Origin of the sequence: Duganella violaceipulchra (assembly GCF_019166075.1) — a bacterium.
Taxonomy (GTDB): Bacteria; Pseudomonadota; Gammaproteobacteria; order Burkholderiales; family Burkholderiaceae_D; genus Rugamonas; species Rugamonas violaceipulchra.
In genome coordinates this window covers 1-24,021 of sequence record NZ_JAHTGR010000024.1, presented here as the reverse complement: position 1 = coordinate 24,021, position 24,021 = coordinate 1, and the positions used below count along the sequence as shown (strand labels likewise).

Annotated in this window: 24 protein-coding genes; 11 read left to right on the top strand and 13 right to left on the bottom strand. The window is 66.0% G+C overall.

All coding sequences use genetic code 11. The features are described 5' to 3' along the window. The first annotated feature begins 86 nt into the window (after positions 1-86). On the top strand, positions 87-656 hold the full coding sequence (locus KVP70_RS29485) for a TOL_0243 family YfiR-like periplasmic protein (protein WP_229225182.1): 570 nt from the start codon (positions 87-89) through the stop codon (positions 654-656). After that, positions 653-2,611, top strand: coding sequence for an ATP-binding protein (locus KVP70_RS29480; RefSeq protein WP_217945947.1), 1,959 nt, complete (start codon positions 653-655; stop codon positions 2,609-2,611). Before KVP70_RS29485 ends, KVP70_RS29480 begins: the two co-directional genes overlap by 4 nt. Here the strand turns inward: KVP70_RS29480 and KVP70_RS29475 are convergent. The 5 genes from KVP70_RS29475 to KVP70_RS29455 form a co-directional block, all read right to left on the bottom strand. Next, positions 2,601-3,605: a 2-hydroxyacid dehydrogenase gene (locus KVP70_RS29475; protein WP_217945946.1), complete on the bottom strand. Its 1,005-nt coding sequence runs from the start codon at positions 3,603-3,605 to the stop codon at positions 2,601-2,603. The two genes, KVP70_RS29480 and KVP70_RS29475, sit on opposite strands and share 11 nt — an antisense overlap. Then, positions 3,602-4,141, bottom strand: a complete 540-nt coding sequence (locus KVP70_RS29470) for a DinB family protein (protein ID WP_229225176.1) — start codon at positions 4,139-4,141, stop codon at positions 3,602-3,604. Before KVP70_RS29470 ends, KVP70_RS29475 begins: the two co-directional genes overlap by 4 nt. Next, positions 4,138-5,601 (bottom strand): hypothetical protein, encoded by a 1,464-nt coding sequence (locus KVP70_RS29465; protein WP_217945945.1) that lies wholly within the window; start codon positions 5,599-5,601, stop codon positions 4,138-4,140. Before KVP70_RS29465 ends, KVP70_RS29470 begins: the two co-directional genes overlap by 4 nt. Before the next feature lie 97 nt (positions 5,602-5,698). Continuing rightward, positions 5,699-6,973 (bottom strand): NAD(P)/FAD-dependent oxidoreductase, encoded by a 1,275-nt coding sequence (locus tag KVP70_RS29460; RefSeq protein ID WP_217945944.1) that lies wholly within the window; start codon positions 6,971-6,973, stop codon positions 5,699-5,701. Between the two features lie 56 nt (positions 6,974-7,029). Further along, on the bottom strand, positions 7,030-7,731 hold the full coding sequence (locus KVP70_RS29455; protein WP_217945943.1) for an HAD family hydrolase: 702 nt from the start codon (positions 7,729-7,731) through the stop codon (positions 7,030-7,032). Between the two features lie 100 nt (positions 7,732-7,831). Here KVP70_RS29455 and KVP70_RS29450 point away from each other — a divergent pair, with 100 nt between their 5' ends. The 3 genes from KVP70_RS29450 to KVP70_RS29440 all read left to right on the top strand — a co-directional run bounded on the left by KVP70_RS29450 (position 7,832) and on the right by KVP70_RS29440 (position 9,916). Next, positions 7,832-8,785, top strand: a complete 954-nt coding sequence (locus KVP70_RS29450) for a LysR family transcriptional regulator (RefSeq protein WP_217945942.1) — start codon at positions 7,832-7,834, stop codon at positions 8,783-8,785. 114 nt (positions 8,786-8,899) lie between these two features. Further along, a complete protein-coding gene (locus KVP70_RS29445) occupies positions 8,900-9,499 on the top strand; it encodes a LysE family translocator (protein WP_217945941.1) in 600 nt (199 codons plus the stop codon). A 27-nt stretch (positions 9,500-9,526) separates the two neighbouring features. Beyond that, entirely contained in the window at positions 9,527-9,916 is a 390-nt protein-coding gene (locus KVP70_RS29440; protein WP_229225175.1) for a hypothetical protein, read from the top strand. A 9-nt stretch (positions 9,917-9,925) separates the two neighbouring features. Here the strand turns inward: KVP70_RS29440 and KVP70_RS29435 are convergent, their stop codons facing one another. Continuing rightward, positions 9,926-11,422: a CYTH and CHAD domain-containing protein gene (locus KVP70_RS29435; protein ID WP_217945940.1), complete on the bottom strand. Its 1,497-nt coding sequence runs from the start codon at positions 11,420-11,422 to the stop codon at positions 9,926-9,928. 68 nt (positions 11,423-11,490) lie between these two features. Continuing rightward, positions 11,491-12,402 carry a tRNA glutamyl-Q(34) synthetase GluQRS gene (gene gluQRS / locus KVP70_RS29430; RefSeq protein WP_217945939.1) on the bottom strand — a complete coding sequence of 304 codons (912 nt, stop codon included), beginning with the start codon at positions 12,400-12,402 and terminating at the stop codon, positions 11,491-11,493. An 86-nt stretch (positions 12,403-12,488) separates the two neighbouring features. On the opposite strand from gluQRS, the gene KVP70_RS29425 reads away from it, so the two are divergent. Further along, entirely contained in the window at positions 12,489-14,126 is a 1,638-nt protein-coding gene (locus KVP70_RS29425; RefSeq protein WP_217945938.1) for a M28 family peptidase, read from the top strand. A 99-nt stretch (positions 14,127-14,225) separates the two neighbouring features. Here KVP70_RS29425 and KVP70_RS29420 read toward each other — a convergent pair whose 3' ends face one another. From KVP70_RS29420 to KVP70_RS29395, 6 genes are read right to left on the bottom strand one after another with little or no spacing between them, the layout of a single operon-like run. Next, complete coding sequence (locus KVP70_RS29420) at positions 14,226-14,939, bottom strand: cyclic di-GMP-binding domain-containing protein, MshE-related (RefSeq protein WP_217945937.1); 714 nt, start codon at positions 14,937-14,939, stop codon at positions 14,226-14,228. Positions 14,940-14,975: 36 nt separating this feature from the next. Then, complete coding sequence (locus KVP70_RS29415; protein ID WP_217945936.1) at positions 14,976-15,977, bottom strand: AraC family transcriptional regulator; 1,002 nt, start codon at positions 15,975-15,977, stop codon at positions 14,976-14,978. Continuing rightward, the gene (locus KVP70_RS29410; protein WP_217945935.1) at positions 15,974-16,528 is read right to left on the bottom strand and encodes a DUF2059 domain-containing protein; all 555 of its coding nucleotides are present in this window, start codon (positions 16,526-16,528) and stop codon (positions 15,974-15,976) included. The genes KVP70_RS29415 and KVP70_RS29410 overlap by 4 nt, the downstream gene beginning before the upstream one ends. Positions 16,529-16,546: 18 nt before the next feature. Next, positions 16,547-18,178 (bottom strand): OmpP1/FadL family transporter, encoded by a 1,632-nt coding sequence (locus KVP70_RS29405; RefSeq protein WP_217945934.1) that lies wholly within the window; start codon positions 18,176-18,178, stop codon positions 16,547-16,549. Between the two features lie 14 nt (positions 18,179-18,192). Beyond that, entirely contained in the window at positions 18,193-19,215 is a 1,023-nt protein-coding gene (locus KVP70_RS29400) for a transporter (RefSeq protein ID WP_229225174.1), read from the bottom strand. Positions 19,216-19,252: 37 nt separating this feature from the next. Continuing rightward, a complete protein-coding gene (locus KVP70_RS29395; RefSeq protein ID WP_217945932.1) occupies positions 19,253-20,020 on the bottom strand; it encodes a C39 family peptidase in 768 nt (255 codons plus the stop codon). 596 nt (positions 20,021-20,616) lie between these two features. Here KVP70_RS29395 and KVP70_RS29390 point away from each other — a divergent pair. From KVP70_RS29390 to KVP70_RS29370, 5 genes are all read left to right on the top strand, one after another. After that, on the top strand, positions 20,617-21,126 hold the full coding sequence (locus tag KVP70_RS29390) for a DUF6160 family protein (RefSeq protein ID WP_217945931.1): 510 nt from the start codon (positions 20,617-20,619) through the stop codon (positions 21,124-21,126). A gap of 154 nt (positions 21,127-21,280) precedes the next feature. After that, on the top strand, positions 21,281-21,790 hold the full coding sequence (locus tag KVP70_RS29385; protein ID WP_217945930.1) for a DUF6160 family protein: 510 nt from the start codon (positions 21,281-21,283) through the stop codon (positions 21,788-21,790). Between the two features lie 46 nt (positions 21,791-21,836). After that, positions 21,837-22,631, top strand: a complete 795-nt coding sequence (locus tag KVP70_RS29380) for a hypothetical protein (protein ID WP_217945929.1) — start codon at positions 21,837-21,839, stop codon at positions 22,629-22,631. Then, positions 22,631-23,485 (top strand): hypothetical protein, encoded by an 855-nt coding sequence (locus KVP70_RS29375; RefSeq protein WP_217945928.1) that lies wholly within the window; start codon positions 22,631-22,633, stop codon positions 23,483-23,485. The genes KVP70_RS29380 and KVP70_RS29375 overlap by 1 nt, the downstream gene beginning before the upstream one ends. Continuing rightward, positions 23,485-23,949 carry a DUF6160 family protein gene (locus KVP70_RS29370; protein WP_217945927.1) on the top strand — a complete coding sequence of 155 codons (465 nt, stop codon included), beginning with the start codon at positions 23,485-23,487 and terminating at the stop codon, positions 23,947-23,949. Before KVP70_RS29375 ends, KVP70_RS29370 begins: the two co-directional genes overlap by 1 nt. Positions 23,950-24,021: the final 72 nt, after the last annotated feature.

The window sequence follows — 24,021 nt, the reverse complement described above, 5'->3', positions numbered from 1 at the left end:
AGAACAAGGCCTTTCCACGATGCGAAAAAATATTGCATCGGCGGCTATTCGGATAAAATCGATGTGCATGGGGAGGGGCGGGCGTGATGAGACGACTGGGCGCTGCGAAAAACAGGATGCTGGCCTCGCTGTTGCTGGCCAGCCTGCCGGCGACGCTGGCAGGCGTTTCCGCGCGCGCCGAGCAGGCCATCCCCGAGCAGCAGGTCAAGGCCGCCTACATCCTCAACTTCACCCGCTACGCCAGCTGGCCGGCGCCGGCGCTGGTCGAGCCGCATGCGCCGCTGGTGGTGTGCATGGTGGGCCCCGGCGCGGCGGACATGGCGCGCCAGTTGCAAAAACGCGCGGCCGGCAGCCATCCGCTGGAACTGCGCATCCTCAACCGTGTCGAGGAAACCGAACCTTGTCACGCGGTGTATCTGGCCATGCCCGAGCGCAGCCGCCAAAGCGCATGGCTGACGCGCATGCGCGAGCAGGCCATCCTCACCATCGGCGACTCCGCCTCCTTCCTGGCCGACGGCGGCATGATCAACATGCTGCTGGTGGACGGCAGCATCCGCTTTGAAGTCAACCTGACGGCGGCCAAGCATTCCGGCGTCAGCCTCAATCCCCGCATGCTGGCGCTGGCAGAACGCGTGGTCGGCGGAGAACCCAAGTGAGAGGCCTGCCCCAGCGCTGGCACGACCTGGCCTTGCAGCGCAAGCTGTTGATCGTCTCGCTGTTGACGGCGATGACGGCGATGCTGGTGGCCCTGGTGGCGCTGATCGCCTACGACTTCAGCGTGGTGCGGGTGCGACTGGTGGAAGACCTGGCCAGCCGCATGGACCTGGTGTCGCTCAACCTCGATGTCGACCTGAATTTCGGCGATCGTCCGGCGGCCGTGCGCACGCTGTCGGCGCTGCGCGGCACGCCGGACATCCACAGCGCCTGCCTGTTCGACGCGCAGCACCAGCCGTTCGCCAGCTATGCGCGCAGCGGCGCCGCGCAATGCGACTGGTCGGAGGAGATGGCGCCCTCCGGCCACAGCTTCCATGGCGATTACCTGTCGATGCTGGCGCCGGTGCGCTTCCAGCACGAGGTGGTCGGCTACCTGCAAGTGGAATATGCCTTGCAGCCGCTGGCCGAGCGCCTGAGCAAATACGGCCTGGTGCTGGCGGTGGTGTTGATGACGCTGATGATAGGCGGCGCGCTGCAGGCGCTCGGCCTGCGGCGGCTGGTGACCCAGCCCTTGCTGGCGCTGTCGAAAGTGGCGGACCAGGTGACGCGCGAGGAACGCTACGACTTGCGCGCGCCGCACTTTTCCAACGACGAGGTGGGGCGGCTGTCGGCCGCCTTCAACACCATGCTGGCCACCGTCGCCGCGCGCGATGCGGCGCTGCGGGTGAGCCAGTCGCTGCTGACCAATATCGCCGACAAGTCCTCGGCCGTCATCTACGTCAAGGACCTGGAGGGCCACTACCTGATGGTCAACGAGCGGCTGCGCCAGGTGCTGCCGCCAGGCTCGCCCGATCCGATCGGCCACAAGGACGCCGATATTTTCGACGACGATACCGTGCAGGTGATACGCGAGGGCGACCGCCGCGCGCTGGCATCGACCCATTCCTACATCTACGAGGAGGGCGTGCCGGATGCGCAGGGCATGGTGCGCACCTATATCTCGGAAAAATTCTGCCTGCGCGACGATCACGGCAAGGTGTGGGCGATGGGTGGCATCTCGACCGACATTACCGACCGCAAGAAGAGCGAAGTGGAACTGATCCAGTACCGCGACAAGCTGGAAGAGCTGGTGCAGCTGCGCACCGGCCAGATGGTCGACGCCAACAAGGACCTGGCCGAATCGCTGGAGACGCTGCGGCGCGCGCAGGATGAACTGGTGCGCAGCGAGAAGCTGGCGGCATTGGGATCGCTGGTGGCCGGCGTGGCGCACGAGCTCAATACGCCGATCGGCAACAGCCTGCTGGCGGTCAGCACGCTGATCGACCAGACCCGCTCCTTCACCAAGCTGACCGCCGACGGCATGAAGCGCTCGACGCTGCAGGCCTTTGTCGACGATGTCGCCAGCGGCGGCGAGATCGTGCTGCGCAATCTGCACCGGGCGGTGGACCTGGTGTCGAGCTTCAAGCAGGTGGCGGTGGACCGCACCACCTCGCAGTGCCGCGAGTTCCTGCTGTGCGACCTGGCCAATGAGATCCTGCTGTTGCTGCTGCCGTCGTTCAAGAAGAGCGGCATCACGGTGCGCCAGGAGATCCCGGTGACGATACAGATGAAGAGCTATCCGGGGCCGTTCGGGCAGGTGTTGATCAACCTGGTCAACAACGGCCTGACGCACGCCTTCGAGGGCCGCAGCGAAGGCGAGATCCTGCTCTCCGCCCGCATGCTCGATGCGGAGTGGGTGCAGGTGGTCATCCGCGACAACGGCGCCGGCATCGCGCCGGAAAACATGGGCCGCATCTACGATCCGTTCTTCACCACCAAGCTGGGAAAGGGCGGCTCGGGACTGGGCCTGAACATCGTCTACAACATCGTCTACGGCGTCTTGCGCGGCAAGATCGAAGTGGAGAGCGAACTTGGCGCCGGCACCCGCTTCGTGCTGACGCTGCCCGTCACGAGCTGACCGGCAGCAGGTTGGCGCAGGGCGCGCCGTTCATGTGGCAGGCCAGGTTGGCGAAGGTGACGGCGGCGATCTCGCGCATCGCCTCCACCGTGAAGAAGCCCTGGTGGCCGGTGACCAGCACGTTGGGGAAGGTCATCAGGCGCTGGAACACGTCGTCGGCGATGATGTCGCTGGAGTGGTCGTGGAAGAACAGGCTGGCCTCTTGCTCGTAGACGTCGATCGCCAGCGCGCCCAGTTGGCGCGACTTGAGCGCCTCGATCACGGCGGCGGTGTCGATCAGCGCGCCGCGCGAGGTGTTGACCAGCATCGCGCCCGGCTTCATGCGCGCCAGGCTGGCGGCGTTGATCATGTGGCGCGTGGCTTCCAGCAGCGGGCAGTGCAGGGAGACGATGTCCGACGCGGCCAGCAGCTGGTCCAGGCTGACGCGGGTCACCACGCCATCCAGCTGCGGCGCCGGCGCCGGATCGCTCACCAGCACCGTGCAACCCAGGCCCTTGAAGATGCGCGCCGCCGCCGTGCCGATCTGACCGGCGCCGACGATGCCGACGGTTTTGCCGTGCAAGGTCATGCCCAGCAGGCCGTCCAGCGCGAAGTTGCCTTCGCGGACGCGCGCGTAGGCGCGGTGCGTGTGGCGGTTGAGCGTCATCACCAGGGCCAGCGCATGTTCGGCCACCGCTTCCGGCGCGTAGCCCGGCACCCGCGCCATGAACAGGCCGAGGCGCGCGGCGGCGTTCAGGTCGACGTTGTTGAAACCGGCGCAGCGCAGCAGCACGGCGCGCACGCCCAGCGCGTGCAAGGCTTGCAGCACGGCGGCGTCCAGCTGGTCGTTGACGAACACGCAGACGGCGGCGCAGCCTTGCGCCAGCGGCACCGTGTCCAGCGTCAGCGGGTCGGAGAGGTAGACCGCGTCGACAACACCCGCCGCATGCTGCTGGCGCGCCTCGTCGAGGAAGCGGCGGTCATAGGGCTGGGCGCTGTAGACGGCGATCTTCATGGGGCGTCGATGTCGGGAACCATGACCAGCAGGTCGGTGACGCCGATGTCGACGCCCGCCTGCGACAGCAGGGTGCTGGCCTGGCCGCGATGGTGGGTCTGGTGATTGAAGAAATGCTGCACCACGCTGCCGAAGCGCTTGTGAAACAGATCGCCCTTGGTGTTGTGGTATTCGAAGGTCTGCGCCAGGTCGGCCGCGCTGACCTGCGCCGCCCATTGCGTGATGATGGCGTCCAGCCGCTGGCGGTAGGCCAGCAGCGGCGCCAGGTCTTCGCCAAAGCTGTGCGTCAGGCCGGACGGCGCGGGCAGGTCCAGCATGCCCGCCAGCGCGCTGAATTTGGCCGGGTGGGTGGCGAAGCGGCGCAGCCAGATGGTGTCGCCGGCCAGCAGGTGGTTCATGGTGCCGAGCAGGGAGCCGAAGAAGGCCTTGCGGTCGGCGGCCAGTTCGCCGTGCGGCAGTCGCGCCGCGGCGGCGTACAGCTTCTGGTTCATCGAGGCGTTGTAGGCCGCCATGAGGACGGTGGATTCTGGTGTCATTTTGGAAGGGCGCCTGGTTCTGGTTGCAGGAAGATCATCTGGTTGGCCGCGTCCAGCGTGATGCGGCGTTCATCGTCGTCGGGTTTCTTCTTCGGCGCCAGCATGTCGAGCAGGTCGCGGATGTGGGCCGCGCTGGACGGGACGGTGAGGTCCTCGATCTGCTTGTCCATCCGGTACTTGACGGTGCGCGTCGACTGTCTGGCCGATTGCTCCAGCGTGGCCTTGTCCAGCGCGCCGTCCTTGTACGCCAGCGCGGCGTTGCTGCTGGCGTTGTCGTCGACCAGCACGTAGTTGTAGGTCTGCGAGGCGCGATCGAGCGTCAGGGCCAGCAGGCCATCGGGCTTGCTGGGCGCGTGGTAGCTGGCCTTGAACTGCGACAGTTGCTGCTGCGCGAGCGAGCGGTCCAACTGGCTGCGGCCTTGCACGCTGGTGCTTTGCGAGGACTGGTAGTCGAAGCTGTCATGCTCGCCGAGACGCAGCGGATTGGGCGCGGTCTCGGTCTGCGTGATGGAGGCGCTGAAGTCGGCCAGGCCGGTGAGGATGGCGTGGTCCTGGTCCGCCAGCGTGACGCGCTGCCGCGGCGCGGCGGCCGGCTGGCCATAGTTGCTGTGCATCTCGGTGACGGCGTCCTTGAACAGGCCTGCCAGCTCCGCGTCGGCATGGCCGCGCATGGCGGCCTGGTCGAACTGGTGCAGGTAGTTGACCAGCGCCTTGGCTTGCTGTTCCTTGCTGCCCCAGGCTGCGGGCTGGCTCAGGTCGACGTTGATCTTCGCTTCGCCGGCCGGGCCGCTGAAACGCAGCGAGCGTTGCTTGGCGTCGGCGTGGAAGTCCAGCAGCTGCGTGTCGGTTTGATTCAGCTTGATTTGCGAGCTCAGGTCCACCGACGACAGCACGGAGGCGTCAAATCCGGCCAGACCGGCCAGGTCGATTTTCGGCGGCACGGCGGCCAGGCCGTCGATCGCTTGTTGAAAGGCGTCCGCGAGTCCGGCCAGCGCAGCGCGTTCGTCGTCACTGAGCTTGCCGCTGCTTTGCACCTGCACCGCGACGCCGTTGTCCGAGCTGTCGAGCGCCAGGGTGACTTTAACGCCGCTTTTGGCGGTGATGGTGAGGCCGGCCAGGTCGTCGCCTACACGATGCAGCGGCGGCAGTTGCGTGGTCACCAGGGCGTCGTAGGTGCCGGTGATCGGGTCCTGCGACGATCGCTGCACCGATTGCGAGAAGTCCGAGCTGTCGGTCTTGAAGCGCTCCAGCAGAGCGGCGCCAAGGTTCTTGAAGCGGCCGGCGGCCGGCTGTTGGTTGTAGTTGCGCGCGACCAGTGCGGAGACGGCGTCCTTGTTGTTGCGCTCCCAGACCAGCGGCGCGGGCGGCGCGCCATCGACCGCCTGTGCGGCGGCGGCGCTGAGCGTGACCACCGAGGCGGGCGTGGCGAGCGGCGCGATGCCGGTGGCGGCGGACGACATGCCGGTCGTCTCCGCCGTTGCGGGCGGAGACGTGACCGCGCTGTTTTTGCTTAACGGGGTTAAGGTTGTCATTACCTTATTATACGGCGATATCCCCTCAGTTCAGCTTCACCGGCGGCAGTATCTTTGCGCGCAGCCAGTCGGCCAGCGCCTGGGTGACGACGCGCGCCGTGCCGTGCAAACTGAGCAGGTGCTTCTGGTACAGCAGCTGATACAGCAGGCTGGCCGTGGCGCCGCCGACGCGGATGCTCTTGCCGGTGATGGCGCCGGTCAGCACACCCACCGCGGTCTGCGGCCCCAGCGAGACCAGCGAGCCGTAGTCGTGATAGCGGAAGTCCGGACGCGGCGTGCCGCTGCGGCGGGCCAGCAGGTCGGCCAGGAACATCGCCTGCTGGTGCGCCACCTGCGCGCGCGGCGGCGCCGCGCCCTTGACCGGACAGACGTAGCTGGCGCAATCGCCCAGCGCGTAGATCTGGCTGTCGTTGGCCGAGCACAGGCTGGAGTCCACCACGATCTGGCGCAGATGGTTGACGGTCAGGCCGAACGTCGCGCACAGCTGCGGCGCTTCGACGCCCGCCGCCCACAAGGTCAGGTCGGCGCAGTGGGTGTTGCCGGCGGCGTCGATCACGGCGTCGCGCTGGACTTCGGCGACGGCGGTGCTGGTCAGGACCTCGATGCCGAGCGCGCGCAGCTCGCGCGCCGCGCGGTTGGCCTGCTGCGGATGCAGCTGCGGCAGCAGGTGCTGGCCGCGTTCGAGGATGCTGATGCGGATATCGGTTTCCGGGTTCAGCGTGTGCACGCGGTAGGCGGCCAGGGCGCGGGCGCTGTTGCTCAACTCCGCCGCCAGTTCGACGCCGGTGGCGCCGCCGCCGACGATGACCACGTCGACCCCGGTCTTCTGTTCGCCGGCCTTGATGCAGGCTTCGATGAAACGGCGGCGGAAGGCTTCGGCTTCGTCCACGCTGTCGAGCGTGAGCGCATGCTTGGAGGCGCCGGGCACGTTGTAGAAATTGGTGACCGCGCCCAGTGCCAGCACCAGCTTGTCGTAGACGACGGTGCGGCAGACGCCATCGGTGCCGCTGCCCTTGCGCGGGGCCAGGGTGATGGTCTGGTGGGCGCGGTCCACGCACAGCACTTCGCCTTGCACGAATTCGAAATCATGTTCGACCGCCTGGGCGGGGAAGGACAGTTCCTCCACGCGCGGATCGCATTTGCCGGAAGCGACGGTGTGCAGCAAGGGCTTCCAGAAGTGGCCTGGGTAGCGGTCCACCAGCAGCACGCGGGCGCGCTTGCTGGCGCCGAGGGTGTCGCCCAACCGGGTTGCGAGCTCGAGTCCGCCCGCACCGCCTCCTAAGATGACGATGGTTTCCATTTTGCGTCTCCAGATAAGTGAAAAAATCTGTGCTGCGGCGAAGGCGCCGCTTGGTGCTATGCCGCCAGTTCGTGCTTTGCGCGCTGGTCTGGTGTGTAGGGACTGGAGCGCAGCTCGCGCAGCGCGTCGAAGGTGATGAACTGGCGTGGACGCACCACCTCGTTGCCGTAGGGAGCGACGGAGACGGTCCACAGGCCGGCTTCCTCGGCGGCGCGCAAGCCCGGCACTGCGGTGTCGATGGCGATGGCGTCCTGCGGCGCCACGCCCATGGCGTTCAGCGCGCGGGCGTAGGGGCCGGTGCCGGACGGGCCGTCGAAATTGGCGCCGCCGGTGACCACCGTGAACAGGCTGTTGACATCGGCGCCGAAGCAGCCGCTCAGCAGCGCCGAGGTGGCGGGCGCCGGAAGGTCGGTCAGCACGCAGATCTTGCAGCCGGCGTTGAGGGCGTCGTCGATCAGGGCCAGCGCGGCCGGCAGCGCCTTGGGCGGCTGGGCGCTGATGGCCTGATGGAACTGGCGGTGCTTGTCGGCGAACAGTTCGGCCACGCGGGCCTTGTCGCGCGAGAGCAGCTCGCAGGCGATGGCCGAACCGATGGCGCGGGCGTATCCGTGGGTGGCGGCGGCTGCGCGCAGCGCCGGCAAGGTCCAGCGCACCGACAGGCCGGCGTTGGCAAACGCCGCGTTGCATGCGGCCAGGTGCAGCGCTTCGGTGTCGAACAGTACGCCGTCCAGGCCCAGGAAGATTACGTCGATGCTCATGTCGGTCCCCGCTTAAAACGATGTCAGATGATTATGAATATACGGGTACAATGAACAAAAGAAAAATTAAACATTTTGGATAATCGATAAGGAATGACTTATGTATCACGCCAGCTTTCGCCAGCTACAGTCGCTGGTATTGGTCGCGCGCCATGAGAGCGTGTCGCGCGCGGCGGACGCGCTGCATGTGACGCAGCCCGCGGTTTCGTTGCAAATCCGCACACTGGAGGAGATCGCCGGCATTCCGCTGACGCGCAAGGATGGCCGCAACATCCAGCTGACGGCGGCCGGCGAGGTGATGCTGGAGTTCGCCGAACGCATCCTGCGCCTTTGGGAGCAGGCCGGCGACGAGCTGGCGGCGCTGCAGGGCGTCACCAGCGGTACCTTGCGCATCGGCGCGGTGACCACGGCGGAACACTTGTTGCCGCCGTTGCTGGTGCCGTTCACGATCGAGCGGCCCGACGTGCGGCTCAAGCTGCAGGTGGGCAACCGGGCGGAGATCGTGCAGATGCTGGCGCGCCACGAGATCGAGCTGGCCATCATGGGCACGCCGCCGCGCGAGCTGCGCACCAACGCCGCCAAGTTTGCGCGCCATCCGATGGCGTTTGTCGCCAGTCCCACGCATCCGCTGATGAAGAAGAAAAAGATCACGCTCAACGACGTGATGGCGGCCAACCTGATGGTGCGCGAGCGCGGCTCGGGCACGCGCACGGCGGTCGAGCGGCTGCTGCGCGACGCCGGCCATCCGCTGGAATTCGGCTCCGAGGTGTCGAGCAACGAGGCGATCAAGCGCATGGTGTCGGCCGGGCTGGGGCTGGGCTTCCTGTCGGTGCACGCCTGCGGCCTGGAGTTCGAGGCCGGCCTGCTGGCGATCCTGCCGATGCAGGAGAATCCGGTGGAGGCGGACTGGCACATCATGCACCTGACCGGCCAGCCGATCCCCAAGGTGGCCGCCGCGTTCCAGGATTTCGTCATCGAGAACGGCCAGGACCTGGTGCGGGCCGAGCTGGAGAGTTTCTACAAGCTGCTGGGGCGGCAGCGCAAGCGGGGCTGAGTCGTACCGGTCAAACCACCAATACACTTGCGCTCACTGTTTGCATAAGTGTACTGGTACAGTTAGGCACACTTTCCCTACAATGGTGGCTCCTGCCTGCTACCGGATACGCCCATGTCGCCCGATCTGTTGTTCCCTCTTTGCGCCTTTGCCGCCATCACCACCATCACGCCCGGCCCGAACAACGCCATGATGCTGGCCTCGGGTTTGAACCATGGCTTCACGCGCTCGCTGCCGCATCTGTTCGGCATTTGCTGCGGCTTCACGTTCATGATCTTCGCCACCGGCCTGGGCTTGCACGCGGTGTTCGAGCAGCTGCCGTTGTTGCAGCTGATCCTGAAATACGCCGGTGCCTTGTACTTGCTGTGGCTGGCGTGGAAGCTGGCGCACGCGGCGCCGATGAATGCGGAGCGGGCCGCGCGGTCCAGGCCGATGAGTTTTGCCGGCGCGGCGGCCTTCCAGTGGATCAATCCCAAGGCCTGGGTGATGGCGATCGGCGCGCTCACCACTTACCTGCCGCCCGGCTTCAAGGTGCTGGATGTGGCGCTGCTGGCCGGCGTGTTCGGCGTGATCGGCGTCTTCTGCGTCGGCTCGTGGGCGGTGTTCGGCGTGGCGATGCGGCGCGTGTTGCAGGATGCGCGTTCGGTGCGCATCTTCAATGTGGCGATGGCCTTGCTGCTGGTCGCCAGCTTGTATCCTATCCTGATACCATGACGCTTTAACGTCTACCGAGGATGATCGATGTTGCGTCAAATTGCTACCGCCCTGGTGTTGAGCGCTCCGCTGATGGCCGCCGCCGCCACCGTGCCGTCGGACCTGATGCGACCGGTGCCGGAGGAGGCCGCGCGCGGCTACGCGGTCAACTGGCTGCTCAAGATCGAGCTGGAGTCGGACCGGATGACGGACATCGAGCCATGCCGCAAGATACTGGCCGAGCGTGGTTTCTATCCGATGCTGTCGAAGACGGCCAGCTCCGCCGAACCGGCGCTGCATTTCAAGATCGCCGGCGTCAAGCAGTATGAGCAGGCCGACGCGGATGCCGATGCGGCGCTGGCGGCCGTGCAGCATGCGCAGTGCCCAGGTGCGCTGACCTGGACGGTGGAATCCAGGCATCGCCCGGCGGCACGCTAGGCCGGGCCGCTACGGCAGCCGCAAGGCGTGCAGGTCGGCGCAGATCGTCGCCAGATTGGCCGGCTGCGCGGCTTGCAGCGCTTGCAGGTAGCCGCGCGCGAACTGGACGGTTGCGGCGGCGGCCTCGTGCTGCTGGCCCAGTTCCCGCAACAGCCGGTCGGCCACCACCAGGTCGTTGTGCCGCCCCAGTTCCTCCTGCGTGGCGGACAGCGTTTTCAGATAGTTGCGCAGCGCCTTGCCGCTGTGCAGGGAATGGAAGAACTCCAGCGCGTAGCGGGCCCGCTTGGCGGCGATGCGCGTGCGGTGGATGGTTTCCGGGGCGCCGTCATCCATGCGCTGCGCACGTTTCAGCAGCTTTTTGTGCAGGCGCTTCATGGTGCTGTTGGCGAAGGCTGTCGCCGGTTCGTCCATGCCCTCGGCCGGCAGCTGCATCCATAATCCCATCGTCAACAGCAGGCGCGTGTAGCGTTGCGAGAGCAGGGCTTGCGCCGCTTCGCGCCGCTTGGCGTGGGCGGTCTTGAGCGCCAGCGTCTGCAGGTCGAGCACGCTGTTGCGGCCGCCGGGGCTGGCCTGGATATGCGTCAGCGTGGACGCCAGCAACACATCCCAGTCGCGCGCCGCGCCCAGTTCCGTGCCCAGCCAGTTGATGTCTTCCTGCAAGGCGGGCGGGCAGGGCGCACATGCCTCGAACAGCTTCAGCGCCGAGCGCAGGCGGCGCACGCCGACGCGCATCTGGTGCAGCGTTTCCGCGTCGTCGCCTTCGATGACGGCGTTTTCGTTGCGCTGGATGTGTTGCAGGCAGTTGTTGAGGATGGCCAGCCGCGCGTCGGCGGCGGTGGCGTCCGGCGCCAGCGACAGGCTTTGCGCGCGGTAGGGCACGGTGCCGGTCTGGCGGCACAGCATGTAGCCGCGCTCGGCCTTGTTGGTGTTGCTGAGGCGCATGGGGATCTGCTCCTGCAGCTGCAAGGCGAAGGCGAACAGGCTGGCCGGGTCGCCGTCTTTCAGTTCCAGTTCGATTTCGTTGACCGGCACCTGGTGGCCGTGGCGTTCGATGTGGCCGTGGTCGAGCACCAGTTCGATGTGGTTGCCGTCGACGTCCAGGTCCCAGCTGTGGCGCTGCACAGTCACCACGAACAGCGGTTCCAGCCGGGTTTTCAGGTCGTCGGCGGCCAGCACATCCAGCCATTGCTGGTGGTCGCCGATCAGCTTGCGCAGCTTGCCCAGGCGCGGCCAGGGACGGTCGACCGGGCCTTCCCATTCGTTGCGCCGGTGCAGGCCGCTCTGCACGCTGCCGCCGGCTTTCATGGTTTGTATCCAGGCGCCGTCGATCTTACGCACGCGCAGGCCGGCGCCGTGGCGCAGCAGGTGCAGGTCCGGCGTGTCGAAGTAGCGCGCCGACAAGTGTTGCGAGCGCACCGGCGCGCGCGCGTGGGCGGCGATCAGCGGATGCTGCAGCAGCAGGTCGTTGTCGGCGGGCGAGAGCAGTAGTTTGAGTTCGACTTCCATGGCTTCAGTGTAGAGGAAAAGCCGGCGCGCACGGCGCACGCCTTTGCCGGTAATGATCGATATCGCGTCTAGCGCGGATTCGGCAGATTCCGCAGAACTTGCGCCCATGCGGGCACGGCGGCGCGCCAGAAGGCGTCGATCTGGTCGGCCTGCAGCGCCATGCCGAGGAAGCGGGCGGCCGGCAGCATGGCGTCCTGCAACAGCTGTTGCGGGGCGGCGCCGTGGTCGAAGGCCATGGCGCCGGTCTGCTTGGACAGTTTCTCGCCCTGTTCGTTGGTCACCACCGGCACGTGCAGGTAGCTTGGCCGCGGCAGGCCCAGTAGCTGTTGCAGGTAGAGCTGGCGCGGCGTGGAGTCGAGCAGGTCGGCGCCGCGCACGATGTCGGTGATGCCCTGGGCGCCGTCGTCCACCACCACGGCCAGCTGGTAGGCCCAGAAACCGTCGGCGCGCCTGATGACGAAGTCGCCGACCTCGTCGGTCAGGTCCTGGCTGGCGGGGCCGGCCCAGCGGTCGTCGAAGTGCAGCACGCAATGGGGCGCTTGCGGCACCTTCAGGCGCAGCGCGCGGGCGCTCTTGCCGGGGGCGAGGCCGTGGCGGCAGGTGCCGGGGTAGATCAGCGCCTGCGCCTGGCGGCCGGTCAGGGTCAGCTGCGAATCGGCGATTTCCTTGCGCGAGCAGCCGCAGGGGTAGACCAGCCCGCCCAGTTGCTGCAAGGCTTGCTGGTACAGCCCGGTGCGGCGGCTTTGCCAGCTCACCTCGCCGTCCCAGTGCATGCCGCAGCGTTGCAGGGAGGCCAGGATGTGTTGGTCGGCGCCGGCCACGTTGCGGTCGCCGTCGACGTCTTCGATGCGCACCAGCCACTGGCCGTGGTGCACCTTGGCGTCCAGGTAGCTGGCCATGGCGGCCACCAGCGAGCCGATATGCAGGGGGCCGGTGGGCGAGGGGGCGAAGCGGCCGAGGTAGGGAGTGCGGACTGTCATGCCGCCATTTTAGCGTGGCGATCGCATACAATGTACGCGCGGCAAATTCAATGGACCGCGACCACCCCTTACGTCTCCAGGAAATCATGCAAAAAATGACCCCCTCCTATGTTGCCTCCGCCCTGGCCATCAGCCTGGCGCTGGCCTTCCCCGCCCACGCCGACAGCGCCAAAAACGCCATCGTGAAGGAAGCTCCGCTGCGCGCCCACCTGGCCTTCCTGGCCAGCGATGTGCTGGAAGGTCGCGGCACCGGCCAGCGCGGCGCCGACCTGACCGTTGCTTATCTGGAAACGCAAGCGCTGGCGCTGGGCCTGAAGCCGGGCAATGGTTCCAGCTATCGCCAGTCGGTGCAGATCGCCGGCGTCAAGACGCAGCCGGCCGAGAGCACGCTGAAACTGGAAGCGGGCGGCCAGGCGCTGCCGATCAGCTTTGGCAAGGACTGGGTGTTCGCGCCGGGCGATGCGAGCGCGTCGCACAGCTTCAATGCGGACCTGGTGTTCGTCGGCTACGGCATCACCGCGCCGGACGAGCAGTGGAACGATTACAAGGGCGTGGACTTGAAGGGCAAGATCCTGGTCATGATGGTCAACGACCCGCAGCCGACCGCCGAGCAGCCCAACCGTTTCAACGGCAAGGGCCTGACCTACTACGGCCGCTGGACCTACAAATTTGAAGAAGCGCGCCGCCAGGGCGCCGCCGGCGTGCTGCTGATCCACACCACGCCGACCGCGTCGTACGGCTGGAGCGTGATCCAGAACAGCTGGTCGGGCGTGGAGCGCTTCCAGCTGGCGGCGGGCACGCTGGGCACGCAGCTGCAGGGCTGGATGACCGACGACACCGCCCGCGCGCTGTTCAAGGCGGCCGGACAGGACATCGACGCGCTGCGCGCCGCAGCGGAACACAAGGATTTCAAGCCGGTCCCGCTGGCCGCCAAGCTGAACGGCGAAATGAAAGCGGCCGTGCGCAAGGTCGAGCAGTTCAACGTGGCGGCGGTGGTGCCGGGCACCGATCCCAAGCTGAAGGATGAGGTGGTGATCTACAGCGCGCACTGGGATCACCTGGGCAAACAGGGCAAGGATGGCGACCTTGGGGACACGATCTTCAACGGCGCGGTCGACAACGCTTCCGGTTCGGCGGCCTTGCTGGCGATGGCGCAGGAAGCGGTGCGCGCACCGGCCAAGCGCAGCCAGATGTTCCTGTGGGTGGCCGCTGAAGAGCAGGGCCTGCTGGGCAGCGCGGCGTATGCCGCGTCGCCGCTGTGGCCGCTGGCGAAGACCGCCGCCAACCTGAACCTGGACAGCCTGAACTTCGTCGGCGCCACGCGCGACATCGGCACCCAGGGCAGCGAGCGCACCGAGCTGGGCAAGCTGGCCGAGACGGCTGCCAAGGCGATGGGCATGCACATCGCCGAAGCGGAGCCGGATCTGGCGGGCGGCTACTTCCGCAGCGACCACTTCAACTTCGCCAAGAACGGCGTGCCGGCGTTCTCGATCGAATCGGGCCGCGAGTACATCAAGGACGCGGCCGGTTCGAAAGCCAAGGCGGCGGCTTACGACAAGCGCTACCATCAGGTGAGCGACGAGTACGACGCGAGCTGGGATCTGTCGGGCATGGTGCAGACGGCGCAATACACGCTGAACCTGGGCCGCCTGATCGCCAACGGCGCCAAGCTGCCGGAATGGAAAGCCGGCGACGCCTTCGCCAAGCCGCGCAACGCCAAGTAACACCAGCTGGGGTCAAGTCTGACATTCGGACACGAGCGCTGCCGTAGTCGTCATTACGGCTTAGCTCGTGTCCGAATGTCAGACTTGACCCCATTTCTTTTAGTGATGGAAGGCCAGCGTGATCGAGGTGCCCGTCAGGTCGATGCCCTTGAGCGAGATGCTGCCGAAGCTGGCACCCTCGGTGCCCTTGACGCGGATGTTGTTGAAGTTGAGCTCGCCGATCGACGATGGCAGGCTCAAGGTCAATGAACCGTCCTTGTTGATGGTGGCGGTGGCCTTGCTCGGATCGTAGACCACGTTCTTCATGCTGGTGTCCGCCTCCAGGAAACCCAGCACCGGATTGAGCAGCTTGGCCATGTCGCCCACCACTTCCAGTCCGTTGTGCTTGGCTTGCTTGACCACTTGCAGCACCTCGTCGCTGAGGCCCTGGGCCGAGGTGTCGCCCAGTTCTTCTTCGCTCAGCGCTTGCAGGCCCGGCCGCTCCTTGATCTGCAGGCCGCGCTGGTCCTTGCTCAGCAACACCGGCGTGCCCACCGCCAGCGACGGCAGCGCCTGCGCGGCGTAAGTTTCCATCGGCGCCAGCAGCGAGGTGGCGATGGCCGCCGCCATCCGCAGGCGGCGCTGTTTGCGCAGCGCTTCTTCGATGTGCTGCTGCGTGATCAGGTTCAGCTCGGCGAAGATGTCACCCAGCCGCTGGCCGGTGGTGCGTTGCAGCTCGATCGCGTTGGCCAGTTGTTCTTCGGTAATCAGCTTCTGCTTAACCAGCAGCTGACCCAGCATCGACTTGCTTTGATTATTCGACAACCATCCCATAGCCCCGTCTCCTTTTTTTGTTGTTATGCCGATTCTTTATGCCGATTTGCGCGGCGTGGTGGCGTTCATCGACTCGGGCTCGGGGCCCGGTTGATGCGCCATGTGCACGATGTCCGACGGCGCCATGCCGAACCAGCGCTTGCAGGCCCGGTAGAACGCGCTCGGTTCCGAAAAGCCCAGCTGGAAGCTGAGCATCTTCAGCGACAGTTCGCCGCAGCTGAGCGATTGCCGCGCCAGCTCGCGCCGGGTATCGTCGACCAGGTTGGTGAAGCTGGTGCCTTCCTCGGACAGGCGACGCTGCAGGGTGCGCTCGCTCATCATCAGCTGGGCGGCGACGTCGTCGCGGTGCGGCGGGCCTTTCGGCAGCAGGCTCGCCAGCAGGCCCTGCACCTTGGCGCTGAAGGTCGGCGGTTCGGCGCGCGCCAGGGTGGCCAGCACCCGCTCGCCGCTGCCCGGCACCAGCGGCGGATTGGCCGGCAGCGCCATCACCAGGTCGGTGTCGGAAAACTCCATGACGTTGTGCGGCATCGAGAACTTGACCGGGCAGCCGAACGTCTCCGCATACACGTAGGCGTTGGCCGGCTCGGGGAAGGTGTATTCGACCACCACCGGGGCGATGTCGTCGCGGCCGGCGGCGCAGCGCAGCGAACGCAGCAGCACGCACCAGACGAAGTCGTAGCGTTGCCGCGGCACGTCGCGGCGCGCGCCGGGCAGCAGCAGGCCGACCCGGGTGTGGCCGTGGCAGCGCTCGATCGAGCTTTGCACCGTCGGCGACACCAGCATGATGTGGCCCATCACGCCCAGCCAGCCGAGCCGGTGCGGCGAGGAGATCTTCAGGCCGATCAGCGGATCGCCGGATTTTTCCACCACCAGTTCCCACAGGTGGCTCAGTTTGTCGGACAGCGTGAGGGCGTCGCAGGCGAGGCCGTCCCCTTCGTCCAGTCCGGCTTGCGCGAACAGCGCTTCCGCTTCCACGCCGGAATGGGTCAGGCGCGATTTGACGCCGCGCACCAGATGCAGGGCGGAGGAGTAAGTCATGGCGTGACCGCGGTGCGCAGGCGCAGGCCGATTTTTTCCTTCAGGCCTTGCAGTTTCGGATCGATCACGGCGCGGGTGTCGGCGGCCACGCCTTCGCCCAGGGTCTTCTGCATTTCCGGCAGCATCGCTTCGAACTTCTTCTTGACCGGCGACTCCAGGATGGCGATCAGCTGCTTGAGTTCTTCCTCGGTGTAGCGCTCGGCCAGCAGCGGGGCGATGGTGGTCGGGATCAGCTTGTCGGCGCTGCCCTTGGTGATCGGCGTGGCCTCGGCCATGAACTGCTTGGCCTCGCCGACGATGTCGTTCATGGCGGCGTCGCGCTTGTCCGGCGCGGCGCGGCCCTGCAGCATGGCGCGCGCCTGTTGCACCGCGTCCGCCACCGGCGCCTGCAGCATCTGTTGGCCGATGTTGTCCGGGTTCCACAGCTTCAGCACCTTGTCGACCAGCGCCTGCTTGGCCGGCGGCACCGGCGCGGCCGCACAGGCGCCGGCGGAAATCAGGGCCAGCAGCATCAGGCCGCGCTTGCAATGGGTAGTGATGGGTGTCTTCATAGTGTGCTCCTTTAAAAATCAGAAACGCTTGTTGATCTCAAAACCAAAATAGCGCACGTGGATGTCGCCCTTGACGTTCTGGCCGGCATAGGGGTTGTAGATGATGTTCAGGAAGTTGCTGCAGTTCATATTGCAGTCGGTGTTGGCCGGCACTTCGTACTTGCCGGTCAGGTAGGAAGCGGTGACGCTGACTTCCATGTTCTTGCTGATCTTGTAGCTCAGGCCGGCGCTCAGCAGCTTGGTGTTGGGCAGCGGCGCCAGCAAGTCGATCTTGTTGTTCGGGATCGAGGTCTTGCGCGGCTCGAAGCCGAAGCGCAGCGCCAGTTTTTCGATCGGGAACAGCTGCACGCCGTAGGCCAGGTTGACCACGCTCTTGTAGCCGCGCGGGATCACCAGCTTGGTCGAATCCGGGATGCCGTACAGCCGCGCCACCTCCAGCAGCTTGACGCTCTGGTCGAACTGGAAGCGCAGCGCGTCCCATTCGCTCCAGCGGGCGTAGCTGGCGTCGACGTTGAGCTGGGCGTAGCGGATCGGTCTGAGCTTGATCCCCAGCTGCAGGTGCGAGGGGAAGGGGATGATGGCGCTCATATTGCCCTTCTGCGTGGCCGGGATCGAGGTCGGGAAGCCCAGCACGGCGCCGGCGATCGGGCCCAGCAGCGAGGCGTTCATGCCGCGCACGAAGTTGCGCAGCATCGGCTCGGTGTCGAACTGGTAGCTGCCGGTGTAGTGGGTCTTGGAGCCGCCCTGGTAGACCGCGCCCAGCGCCAGCCACGGCCGCGGTTCCCACAGCACGCCGAGGTTGATGGTGGGGTCGAACGGGGCGGTCAGTTCCAGCCGCATATTGGCGGCCTTCTTGAACGGGCTGACCATGCCGTCCTTGCCGCCGCCGCACACGCCGAAGCCGAGCACGTCGATGATGTTGCCGCCGTCCTCCGGGCACCAGCCTTTTTGCAGCTGGCCGAACACGCCCAGCAGCTCATTGGGGAAGCGCATATTGGTGTCGACCACGAAGGCGGCGTGGGCGATCGGGATGGCGACGCCGAAGCGCAGCGTGTCGGAAAACTTGTAGCCGACCGACGGCGACAGGTAGACCAGGCGCTGGATCTGCTCCTGCCGGCCCTGGTACTGGCCGGGGTCGTTGGGATCGGTGGTGCGGTCCAGGCTCATCGCCTGCGCCATATAGCTGTCGGTGGCGAAGGTCCACGGCGAACCGGCCTTGTTCCAGTACATGCCGACGCCGGGCACGGCCACCGCCGGCAGGCGCCAGCCGGGCATGCCGTAGCCGGGCACGTACATCACCTGGCGCACCGGGCCGGTGCGGGTGTTGGAGATCGGGTCGTCCTTCCAGCCGCCGATGTCGAAGTTCGGCCCCGGCGTGAAGCTGGCGGCGGTGCGGATCGAGGCCACGAAGTTGTGGATGCTCTCGCCGTCGCCGGTCAGCCGCGCCAGGCCGGCGGGGTTGAAGTGGATCGAGGCGACGCCGGGCGGATCGGCGGTGACGGCGTTGCCGAGCGACATGGCGACCACGCTGGTGGTCAGGTTCTCGGTCAGCGCGGCCTGCGCCGACAGCGGGCACAGCGCCGCGCACAGCGCGGCGGCCGCGGCGGCGGTGGCGCGGCGGCGCGCGTGGACGGGACTGGACGGGCTCATGGATCGCTACGCCGTCAGAAGTTGAGCGGGATGTTCATGCTCACCGTCATGTTCGGCGAGTCCGGCGTCAGGCCGATGCCGACCGACATGTTGACCGTGGTCTTGGGCGAGATGCGGTAGCCCAGGCCCATGTTCAGGATGCTGGAGGTCTGCATATGGGTCTTGGCTTCCAGGCCGTCGGCAAAGCGCAGCTTCGAGCCGGCCGAGATCGCTTCCTGGAAGGAGATTGTGGTGGAAATGCCATACGACAGCGCATACGCGAAGCCCATGCCGAAGCCGAGCGTGCCGCCCGGCGCCACGCGGGTCAGGATGCGGCTGCCGTTGACCTGCCACAGGTGCTTGGCCGGCAGGCTGGCGGTGTAGTTCAGCGAGCCGAACAAGGCGACCGGGTCGACGATCTTGTTGACGCTCAGGCCGGCCGTGAGGGCGCCGACGCCGCTGCCGGTGGCCTCGCCGCTGCCGGCGATGATCTTGAACGGGCTGCGCCCGGTCGGCAGGCGCACATTGCTGGTCACGGTCAGGTTGGGGGTGTCGCGGTGCGCCTCGAACGGCTGCCAGCGCGCGCCCAGCAGCAGGTCGCCCAGCGAGTTGGAGACACCGTTGGACAGGTTGTTGTCCGAGTAGCGCGAGATCAGCGGCAGGGTGACGTTGCCGGTGACGTTGTCGAGCAGGCCGTAGTCGGCCGAGAAGGTGTTGGTGACGCTGTGCGAGCTGGTGTTCTCGATGTTGAACAGGGTGGTGCTGCCGTTGGCCAGGTCGGTGACGATGCGTTCCTCGCCGACGTAGGCGTAGGTCAGGTCGTAGGTGACCGACAGCTGGTTGCGGCGGATCATCGAGTACTGCTTGTCGACGGCGGTCAGGGTCTGCTTGAGCAGCGCGCTCTGGTCGCCTTCGCCTTCCTTCTTGGCCAGGGCGTCGCGGGCGGCGTCGGCGCTGGCCGGGGCGGCGGCCGCGGGCGTGGTCTGTTGCGCCACAGCGGGCAGCGCCAGCAGGGTGGCGGCAATGGCTGCGGCGATAGGCAGGGTACGGAAAATCATCTTGGTCATCCTTGAAGAGTAGTGGCGCTGCGAGGGGTTAATTGCGATGCATCCAGGTGCCGGCGGCGCCTGAGTTGACGGCGCGCAGCAACTGCTGGGCCGAGTTGGACAGGCCGTCCTGCCGGCCCTTGCCTGTGACGCGGTCCATGTCGGTCACGCCCAGTTCCTGATCGGTCAGCGCCAGCTGCGCCACCGGTTGTTGATCCTTGGCCGGGGAGATGATGAACAGGGTGTTCTTGTCCCACCAGCGGGCGAACTCCTCGACCGAGAACACGATGTTGCCGGCCGACGGGTCGGCGATGAAGACCACGCCGTCGCGGATGCCGCGCAGCACCACGAAGTGCTTGGAGCCGGCGTAGTCGATCGGCACGATGGCCGGTTCGGTGAGCGTCATCAAGTCCTTGATCTCGGCCTTGAAGCCGGCGCCGGCCATGCCCAGCGAGCCGACGTAGCGCTTCATGTCGAGCAGCGAAAAGCCGCGCCGCTCGATGATTTTTTCCTTCTCGCCCTTGTCGAGCATGCCTTCCATGGCCTGCTGCTCGTTGACCATCACGCCCAGGTGGTAGTTGAGGATGGTGACCAGCGCGGCCGAGCCGCAGCTGAAGTCGAAGGCCTGGCGCACGATGTGCTTGTACTTGAGTTCGGAGAACGGTTCCATCGTCACCGATTGCACGTAGGCGCCGCCGCCGAGCCGGGCTTGCGGCATCTCGTACTGGCCCTTGGGGCGGTCCAGCGGCTCGTGGCGGGACATGACGCCGGCGCCGCCGATGACGGCGGCGATCACGGTCAACAGGATCATCAGCATGGCGTCAGCCCTCGCGCGCGGCGCGCGCCATGCGCGGGAGCGTGTCCCTACGCGCGCGACAATAATGCTGGCGGCACTGGCGGGAAAAACTGCGGGCGTAGGCTGCGCCCAGAGGCGTCGGGCGCCCCGTTGTTGGGTTCATCTTGTCTCCAGTATTTGTAATTAGAACGGTCGTGCTTTATTAAGGCGACAACTCGTCTTTCTTTTCTAGTAATTAATTAACGCATGGTTTGGCAAAACCGAGCATCTGTTTTTTTAGAGCTGTGACTCTAGTAAATCCGGGCCGAACTTATGCTACCCGGCGGGGCGTTGGCGGCCACCCTGGCCGCAACTATTTGACAACAAGCGTGCAACAACGACCACACTCCGCGTCCTCACTCTGCATGGCTCTCAGGGCCAAGTCGTTGGCTTTGCAAGTCAGTGCGACATGCTGGACCGGCGTCGGGAGCGACTCATATGATGGACTCAATTAATAGTCAAATATTAAGATTTTCACGGTACCAGGCAGTGCGCCGCAGCTCCTACCCGGAGCATGGGGACGGCCTGCAGGACGTGAACGCGGACAAAAAATTTCAATCACAACCCGGAGATAAAAAATGCAAATCGTTAAAACCGCAATCGCAGCAGCCCTGGCAACCCTGGCTTTCTCGGCATCGGCCATGACCCCGATCCAGGACGCAGAACTGAGCACCGTCAGCGGCCAGGACGGCGTGTCGATCGCTGCCAATCTGAACATCAAGATTGACTCCTTCGTCTACACCGACACCGACGCACTCGACGCCAACGGCATGGGTGGCGGTTCGATCAGCTTCAACGGCATCAAAGTTAACGGCCTGATCGCCGCTAACATCGACATCCTGTCGAAGGCTTCCTTCCTGGCCGCCGCTGGCGCCGCCGGCGTGACCAACCCAGGCACCTTCTACAACCCAGCGACCGGCGGCGACGTCGTCCAGATCGCCATCCCGGCAAGCGTGGTTGCTGACGGCCACTACCTGAACGTGTCGGTCGACGCGATCAAGATGGGCAACAACGCAGCATCGTTCGGTTCGGTAGCGATGAACCAGATCGACATGCGCGGCACCAGCGTCTGGATCTTCGCGCACTAATCGCGCCTTGTCCGCGCTGGCTCGCAGGGTCTGTAGCTTGGCCTGAAAAGTCAGCGCGGCATGCTGGACGCTTGCAACAGCGTAGCCCTAAGATGGTTACGCAGCATTGAAAAAAACACAAATACCTAGACCAAAACCTCACGGAGACGAGCACATGCAATTCATCAAAACCGCAGTAGCAGCAGCCCTGGCAACCCTGGCCTTCTCGGCATCGGCCATGACCCCGATCCAGGACGCGGAACTGAGCACCGTCAGCGGCCAGGACGGCGTGTCGATCGCTGCCAACCTGAACATCAAAATCGCATCGTTCACCTACACCGACACCGACGCGCTGGACGCGAACGGCATGGGTGGCGGTTCGATCAGCTTCAACGGCATCAAAGTTAACGGCCTGATCGCCGCTAACATCGACATCCTGTCGAAAGCCTCGTTCCTGGCCGCCGCCGGCGCCGCCGGCGTGACCAACCCAGGCACCTTCTACAACCCAGCGACCGGCGGCGACGTCGTCCAGATCGCCATCCCGGCAAGCGTGGTTGCTGACGGCCACTACCTGAACGTGTCGGTCGACGCGATCAAGATGGGCAACAGCGCAGCATCGTTCGGTTCGGTAGCGATGAACCAGATCGACATGCGCGGCACCAGCGTCTGGATCTTCGCTCACTAATCAGTCGAGCAACGGCGGCCGCGCCCGCGGCTGCCGTTCCCACATCATGAACCCCCTCTATTTCCTGCGTTCGCTGTGGCTGTGCGCGGCCCTGGCCTGCTGCACGCTGACGGCGTCGGCGCAAATGCAAGCGCTGAGCGAAGAAGAACTGTCCAACACGCGCGGACAGGGTTTGGTCGCGCTGACCAACACCAGCCTGGGCGGCTTCGACTTCAGCAAGGTCGCGCTGGACGCCGACATCACGCTGAGCGCCAACCTGCGCAATATGCGCCTGGGCGAATACACTGTCGCCGCCCGCAACGGCACCGGCGCCGACCTCGATATCGGCCTGTTGCAGTTCGGCCGCAGCGACGGCACCGAGGCGCAGCGCCTGGTCCACATCAGCAATCCCTATTTCGAATTCGTCTACAAGAACGCGGCCGACGGCGCCTCGCGCGAGGCGGTCGGCATGCGCTTCGGCTTTGAAGGCATCAGCGGCGACATCGGCCTGAAGATCAACAGCCTGTCGGGCTCGATGAAGGTCAGCGGCCTGGCGGCCGACGGCAGCGCGGTGACGCTCGACAGCCACACCGATGCGCTGGGCGGCAAGCGCTGGGACGGCGGCTGCAGCGCGCCTTGTTTGTCGCTGGCGCAGCTGGGCGGCGTGACGGCCGGTGATGCCGCCGGACCGAGCCGCGATTTCTGGATCTCCGTGTTGAAGACCGGCGTGCAATTCCCCAGCGCGGCCGGGGTGCCGGCGTCCGATGCGGCGCAGGCCGGCATCTGGCTGAACTGGCGCGACAAGCTGCAGGCGCTCAACACCAGCGGCCTGGTGCCGCCGAACCTGCCGAAGGGCCGTTGATGAGGGCCGCGCGCGCTTGCCTGCTGATGCTGTCGGCGGCCGTGTGCGCACCGGCGCCGGCGATGGAGGCCTTGAGCGATGCGGCGCTGTCGACGGTGCGCGGACGCGACGGCGTCAGCTTCGACCTGAACGGGTTCGCCATGAGCGGCGACGCGCGCGTGACCTACACCACGCCGATCGGTTCCAGCCTGTACGTGGAAAAATTCAGCGCCGCGCGCAGCGACAATCCGCTGCCGTTTTCCGATCCCTACAAACTCGACATCGTGGCCGGCGCGCCCGGCCTGGCCGATGTGATCAATATCGCCTTCCCCTTGAATGTCAACGCCGACCAGCGCTGGCAGGCCGCCTACGACTGGGGCGTGACGGCGGACGGCGTCACGCGCGAGCAGGGCAGCGTGGTGGTCAAGGACCTGGTGTTTTCCGGCGGCGGCCTGCAGTTCTCCACGCCGCAAGTCAACGACGGCGTGGCCTTCGGCGCCGCGCTGCGGATGGATATCGGCCAGCTGTCGTTCCAGCCGCGCGGCCGTACCGACGCCACCGAGGCGATGGTGCTGAGCGGCGTGCACATCGGCGGCGTCGATGGCAACGGCGTGTTCAACAACACGCCGTGGATGCTGGCCAATGTGGCGTCGCAGCCGGCGGTGATCAACGCGCTGACCGACGAGACCGGGCCGCGCCTGCACATCGGCATCGACTGGCCGGATGCGCGCTACGGCAGCGGCGTGGCGCCGGCCGGCGGCATCGTGGTCGACAATATTTCCTTCGTCAGCCCGGGGCAGGCGACGGTGGACCTGGGATCGTCGCGCATCGGTTCGATCCAGATCCAGTACCTCGACATAAAGTTCAAGCACTGATGGCGCGCGCGTTGTGCTTATCGCTGCTGTTGGCGGCCGGCGTGGCGCAGGGCGGGCCGTTGCAGGCGCTCGACGACCAGGAGTTGTCGCAGGTCAGCGGCCAGGATGGCATCAGCTTCGCGGCGCACATCTCGCTCAACGATCCGACGCTGGTGGGGGCGGTCAGCGACAGTCGGTTGTCGCTGGGCTTCAATGGCGACGGGCAGAACCGCTACATCGTGTTCAAGAATGTGCGCGGCATGGTGGACATGTTCGCCGTCAGCCTGGGCGTGCAGACGCGGCCCGACGGCGGCGGCGACTACATCGCCATCGGCTTGCCGGGTTATGTACGCTACACCAACTTCGGCTTCGAATCGCTGAGCGTGCAGATGGATCCGAACGCGCCGGTCACCGGCAACCTGGGCAGCCTCAACATCAACGGCACCGTCTCGCTGCAAGGCCAGGTCCGGCTCTGGTCGCATTAAACCTGGGGGCATAAACCTGGGGTCAAGTCTGACATTCGGACACGGCCTCTGCCGTAGACGCTGCTACGGCAG

What these genes read in the sequence shown, in the direction of transcription:
- KVP70_RS29485 (WP_229225182.1), top strand. Translation starts at nt 87, where the DNA reads ATGAGACGACTGGGCGCTGCGAAAAACAGGATGCTGGCCTCGCTGTTG.
- KVP70_RS29475 (WP_217945946.1), bottom strand. Translation starts at nt 3,605, where the DNA reads ATGAAGATCGCCGTCTACAGCGCCCAGCCCTATGACCGCCGCTTCCTC.
- KVP70_RS29470 (WP_229225176.1), bottom strand. Translation starts at nt 4,141, where the DNA reads ATGACACCAGAATCCACCGTCCTCATGGCGGCCTACAACGCCTCGATG.
- KVP70_RS29465 (WP_217945945.1), bottom strand. Translation starts at nt 5,601, where the DNA reads ATGTCGTCCGCCGCCACCGGCATCGCGCCGCTCGCCACGCCCGCCTCG.
- KVP70_RS29460 (WP_217945944.1), bottom strand. Translation starts at nt 6,973, where the DNA reads ATGGAAACCATCGTCATCTTAGGAGGCGGTGCGGGCGGACTCGAGCTC.
- KVP70_RS29455 (WP_217945943.1), bottom strand. Translation starts at nt 7,731, where the DNA reads ATGAGCATCGACGTAATCTTCCTGGGCCTGGACGGCGTACTGTTCGAC.
- KVP70_RS29450 (WP_217945942.1), top strand. Translation starts at nt 7,832, where the DNA reads ATGTATCACGCCAGCTTTCGCCAGCTACAGTCGCTGGTATTGGTCGCG.
- KVP70_RS29445 (WP_217945941.1), top strand. Translation starts at nt 8,900, where the DNA reads ATGTCGCCCGATCTGTTGTTCCCTCTTTGCGCCTTTGCCGCCATCACC.
- KVP70_RS29440 (WP_229225175.1), top strand. Translation starts at nt 9,527, where the DNA reads ATGTTGCGTCAAATTGCTACCGCCCTGGTGTTGAGCGCTCCGCTGATG.
- KVP70_RS29435 (WP_217945940.1), bottom strand. Translation starts at nt 11,422, where the DNA reads ATGGAAGTCGAACTCAAACTACTGCTCTCGCCCGCCGACAACGACCTG.
- gluQRS (WP_217945939.1), bottom strand. Translation starts at nt 12,402, where the DNA reads ATGACAGTCCGCACTCCCTACCTCGGCCGCTTCGCCCCCTCGCCCACC.
- KVP70_RS29425 (WP_217945938.1), top strand. Translation starts at nt 12,489, where the DNA reads ATGCAAAAAATGACCCCCTCCTATGTTGCCTCCGCCCTGGCCATCAGC.
- KVP70_RS29420 (WP_217945937.1), bottom strand. Translation starts at nt 14,939, where the DNA reads ATGGGATGGTTGTCGAATAATCAAAGCAAGTCGATGCTGGGTCAGCTG.
- KVP70_RS29415 (WP_217945936.1), bottom strand. Translation starts at nt 15,977, where the DNA reads ATGACTTACTCCTCCGCCCTGCATCTGGTGCGCGGCGTCAAATCGCGC.
- KVP70_RS29410 (WP_217945935.1), bottom strand. Translation starts at nt 16,528, where the DNA reads ATGAAGACACCCATCACTACCCATTGCAAGCGCGGCCTGATGCTGCTG.
- KVP70_RS29405 (WP_217945934.1), bottom strand. Translation starts at nt 18,178, where the DNA reads ATGAGCCCGTCCAGTCCCGTCCACGCGCGCCGCCGCGCCACCGCCGCC.
- KVP70_RS29400 (WP_229225174.1), bottom strand. Translation starts at nt 19,215, where the DNA reads ATGATTTTCCGTACCCTGCCTATCGCCGCAGCCATTGCCGCCACCCTG.
- KVP70_RS29395 (WP_217945932.1), bottom strand. Translation starts at nt 20,020, where the DNA reads ATGCTGATGATCCTGTTGACCGTGATCGCCGCCGTCATCGGCGGCGCC.
- KVP70_RS29390 (WP_217945931.1), top strand. Translation starts at nt 20,617, where the DNA reads ATGCAAATCGTTAAAACCGCAATCGCAGCAGCCCTGGCAACCCTGGCT.
- KVP70_RS29385 (WP_217945930.1), top strand. Translation starts at nt 21,281, where the DNA reads ATGCAATTCATCAAAACCGCAGTAGCAGCAGCCCTGGCAACCCTGGCC.
- KVP70_RS29380 (WP_217945929.1), top strand. Translation starts at nt 21,837, where the DNA reads ATGAACCCCCTCTATTTCCTGCGTTCGCTGTGGCTGTGCGCGGCCCTG.
- KVP70_RS29375 (WP_217945928.1), top strand. Translation starts at nt 22,631, where the DNA reads ATGAGGGCCGCGCGCGCTTGCCTGCTGATGCTGTCGGCGGCCGTGTGC.
- KVP70_RS29370 (WP_217945927.1), top strand. Translation starts at nt 23,485, where the DNA reads ATGGCGCGCGCGTTGTGCTTATCGCTGCTGTTGGCGGCCGGCGTGGCG.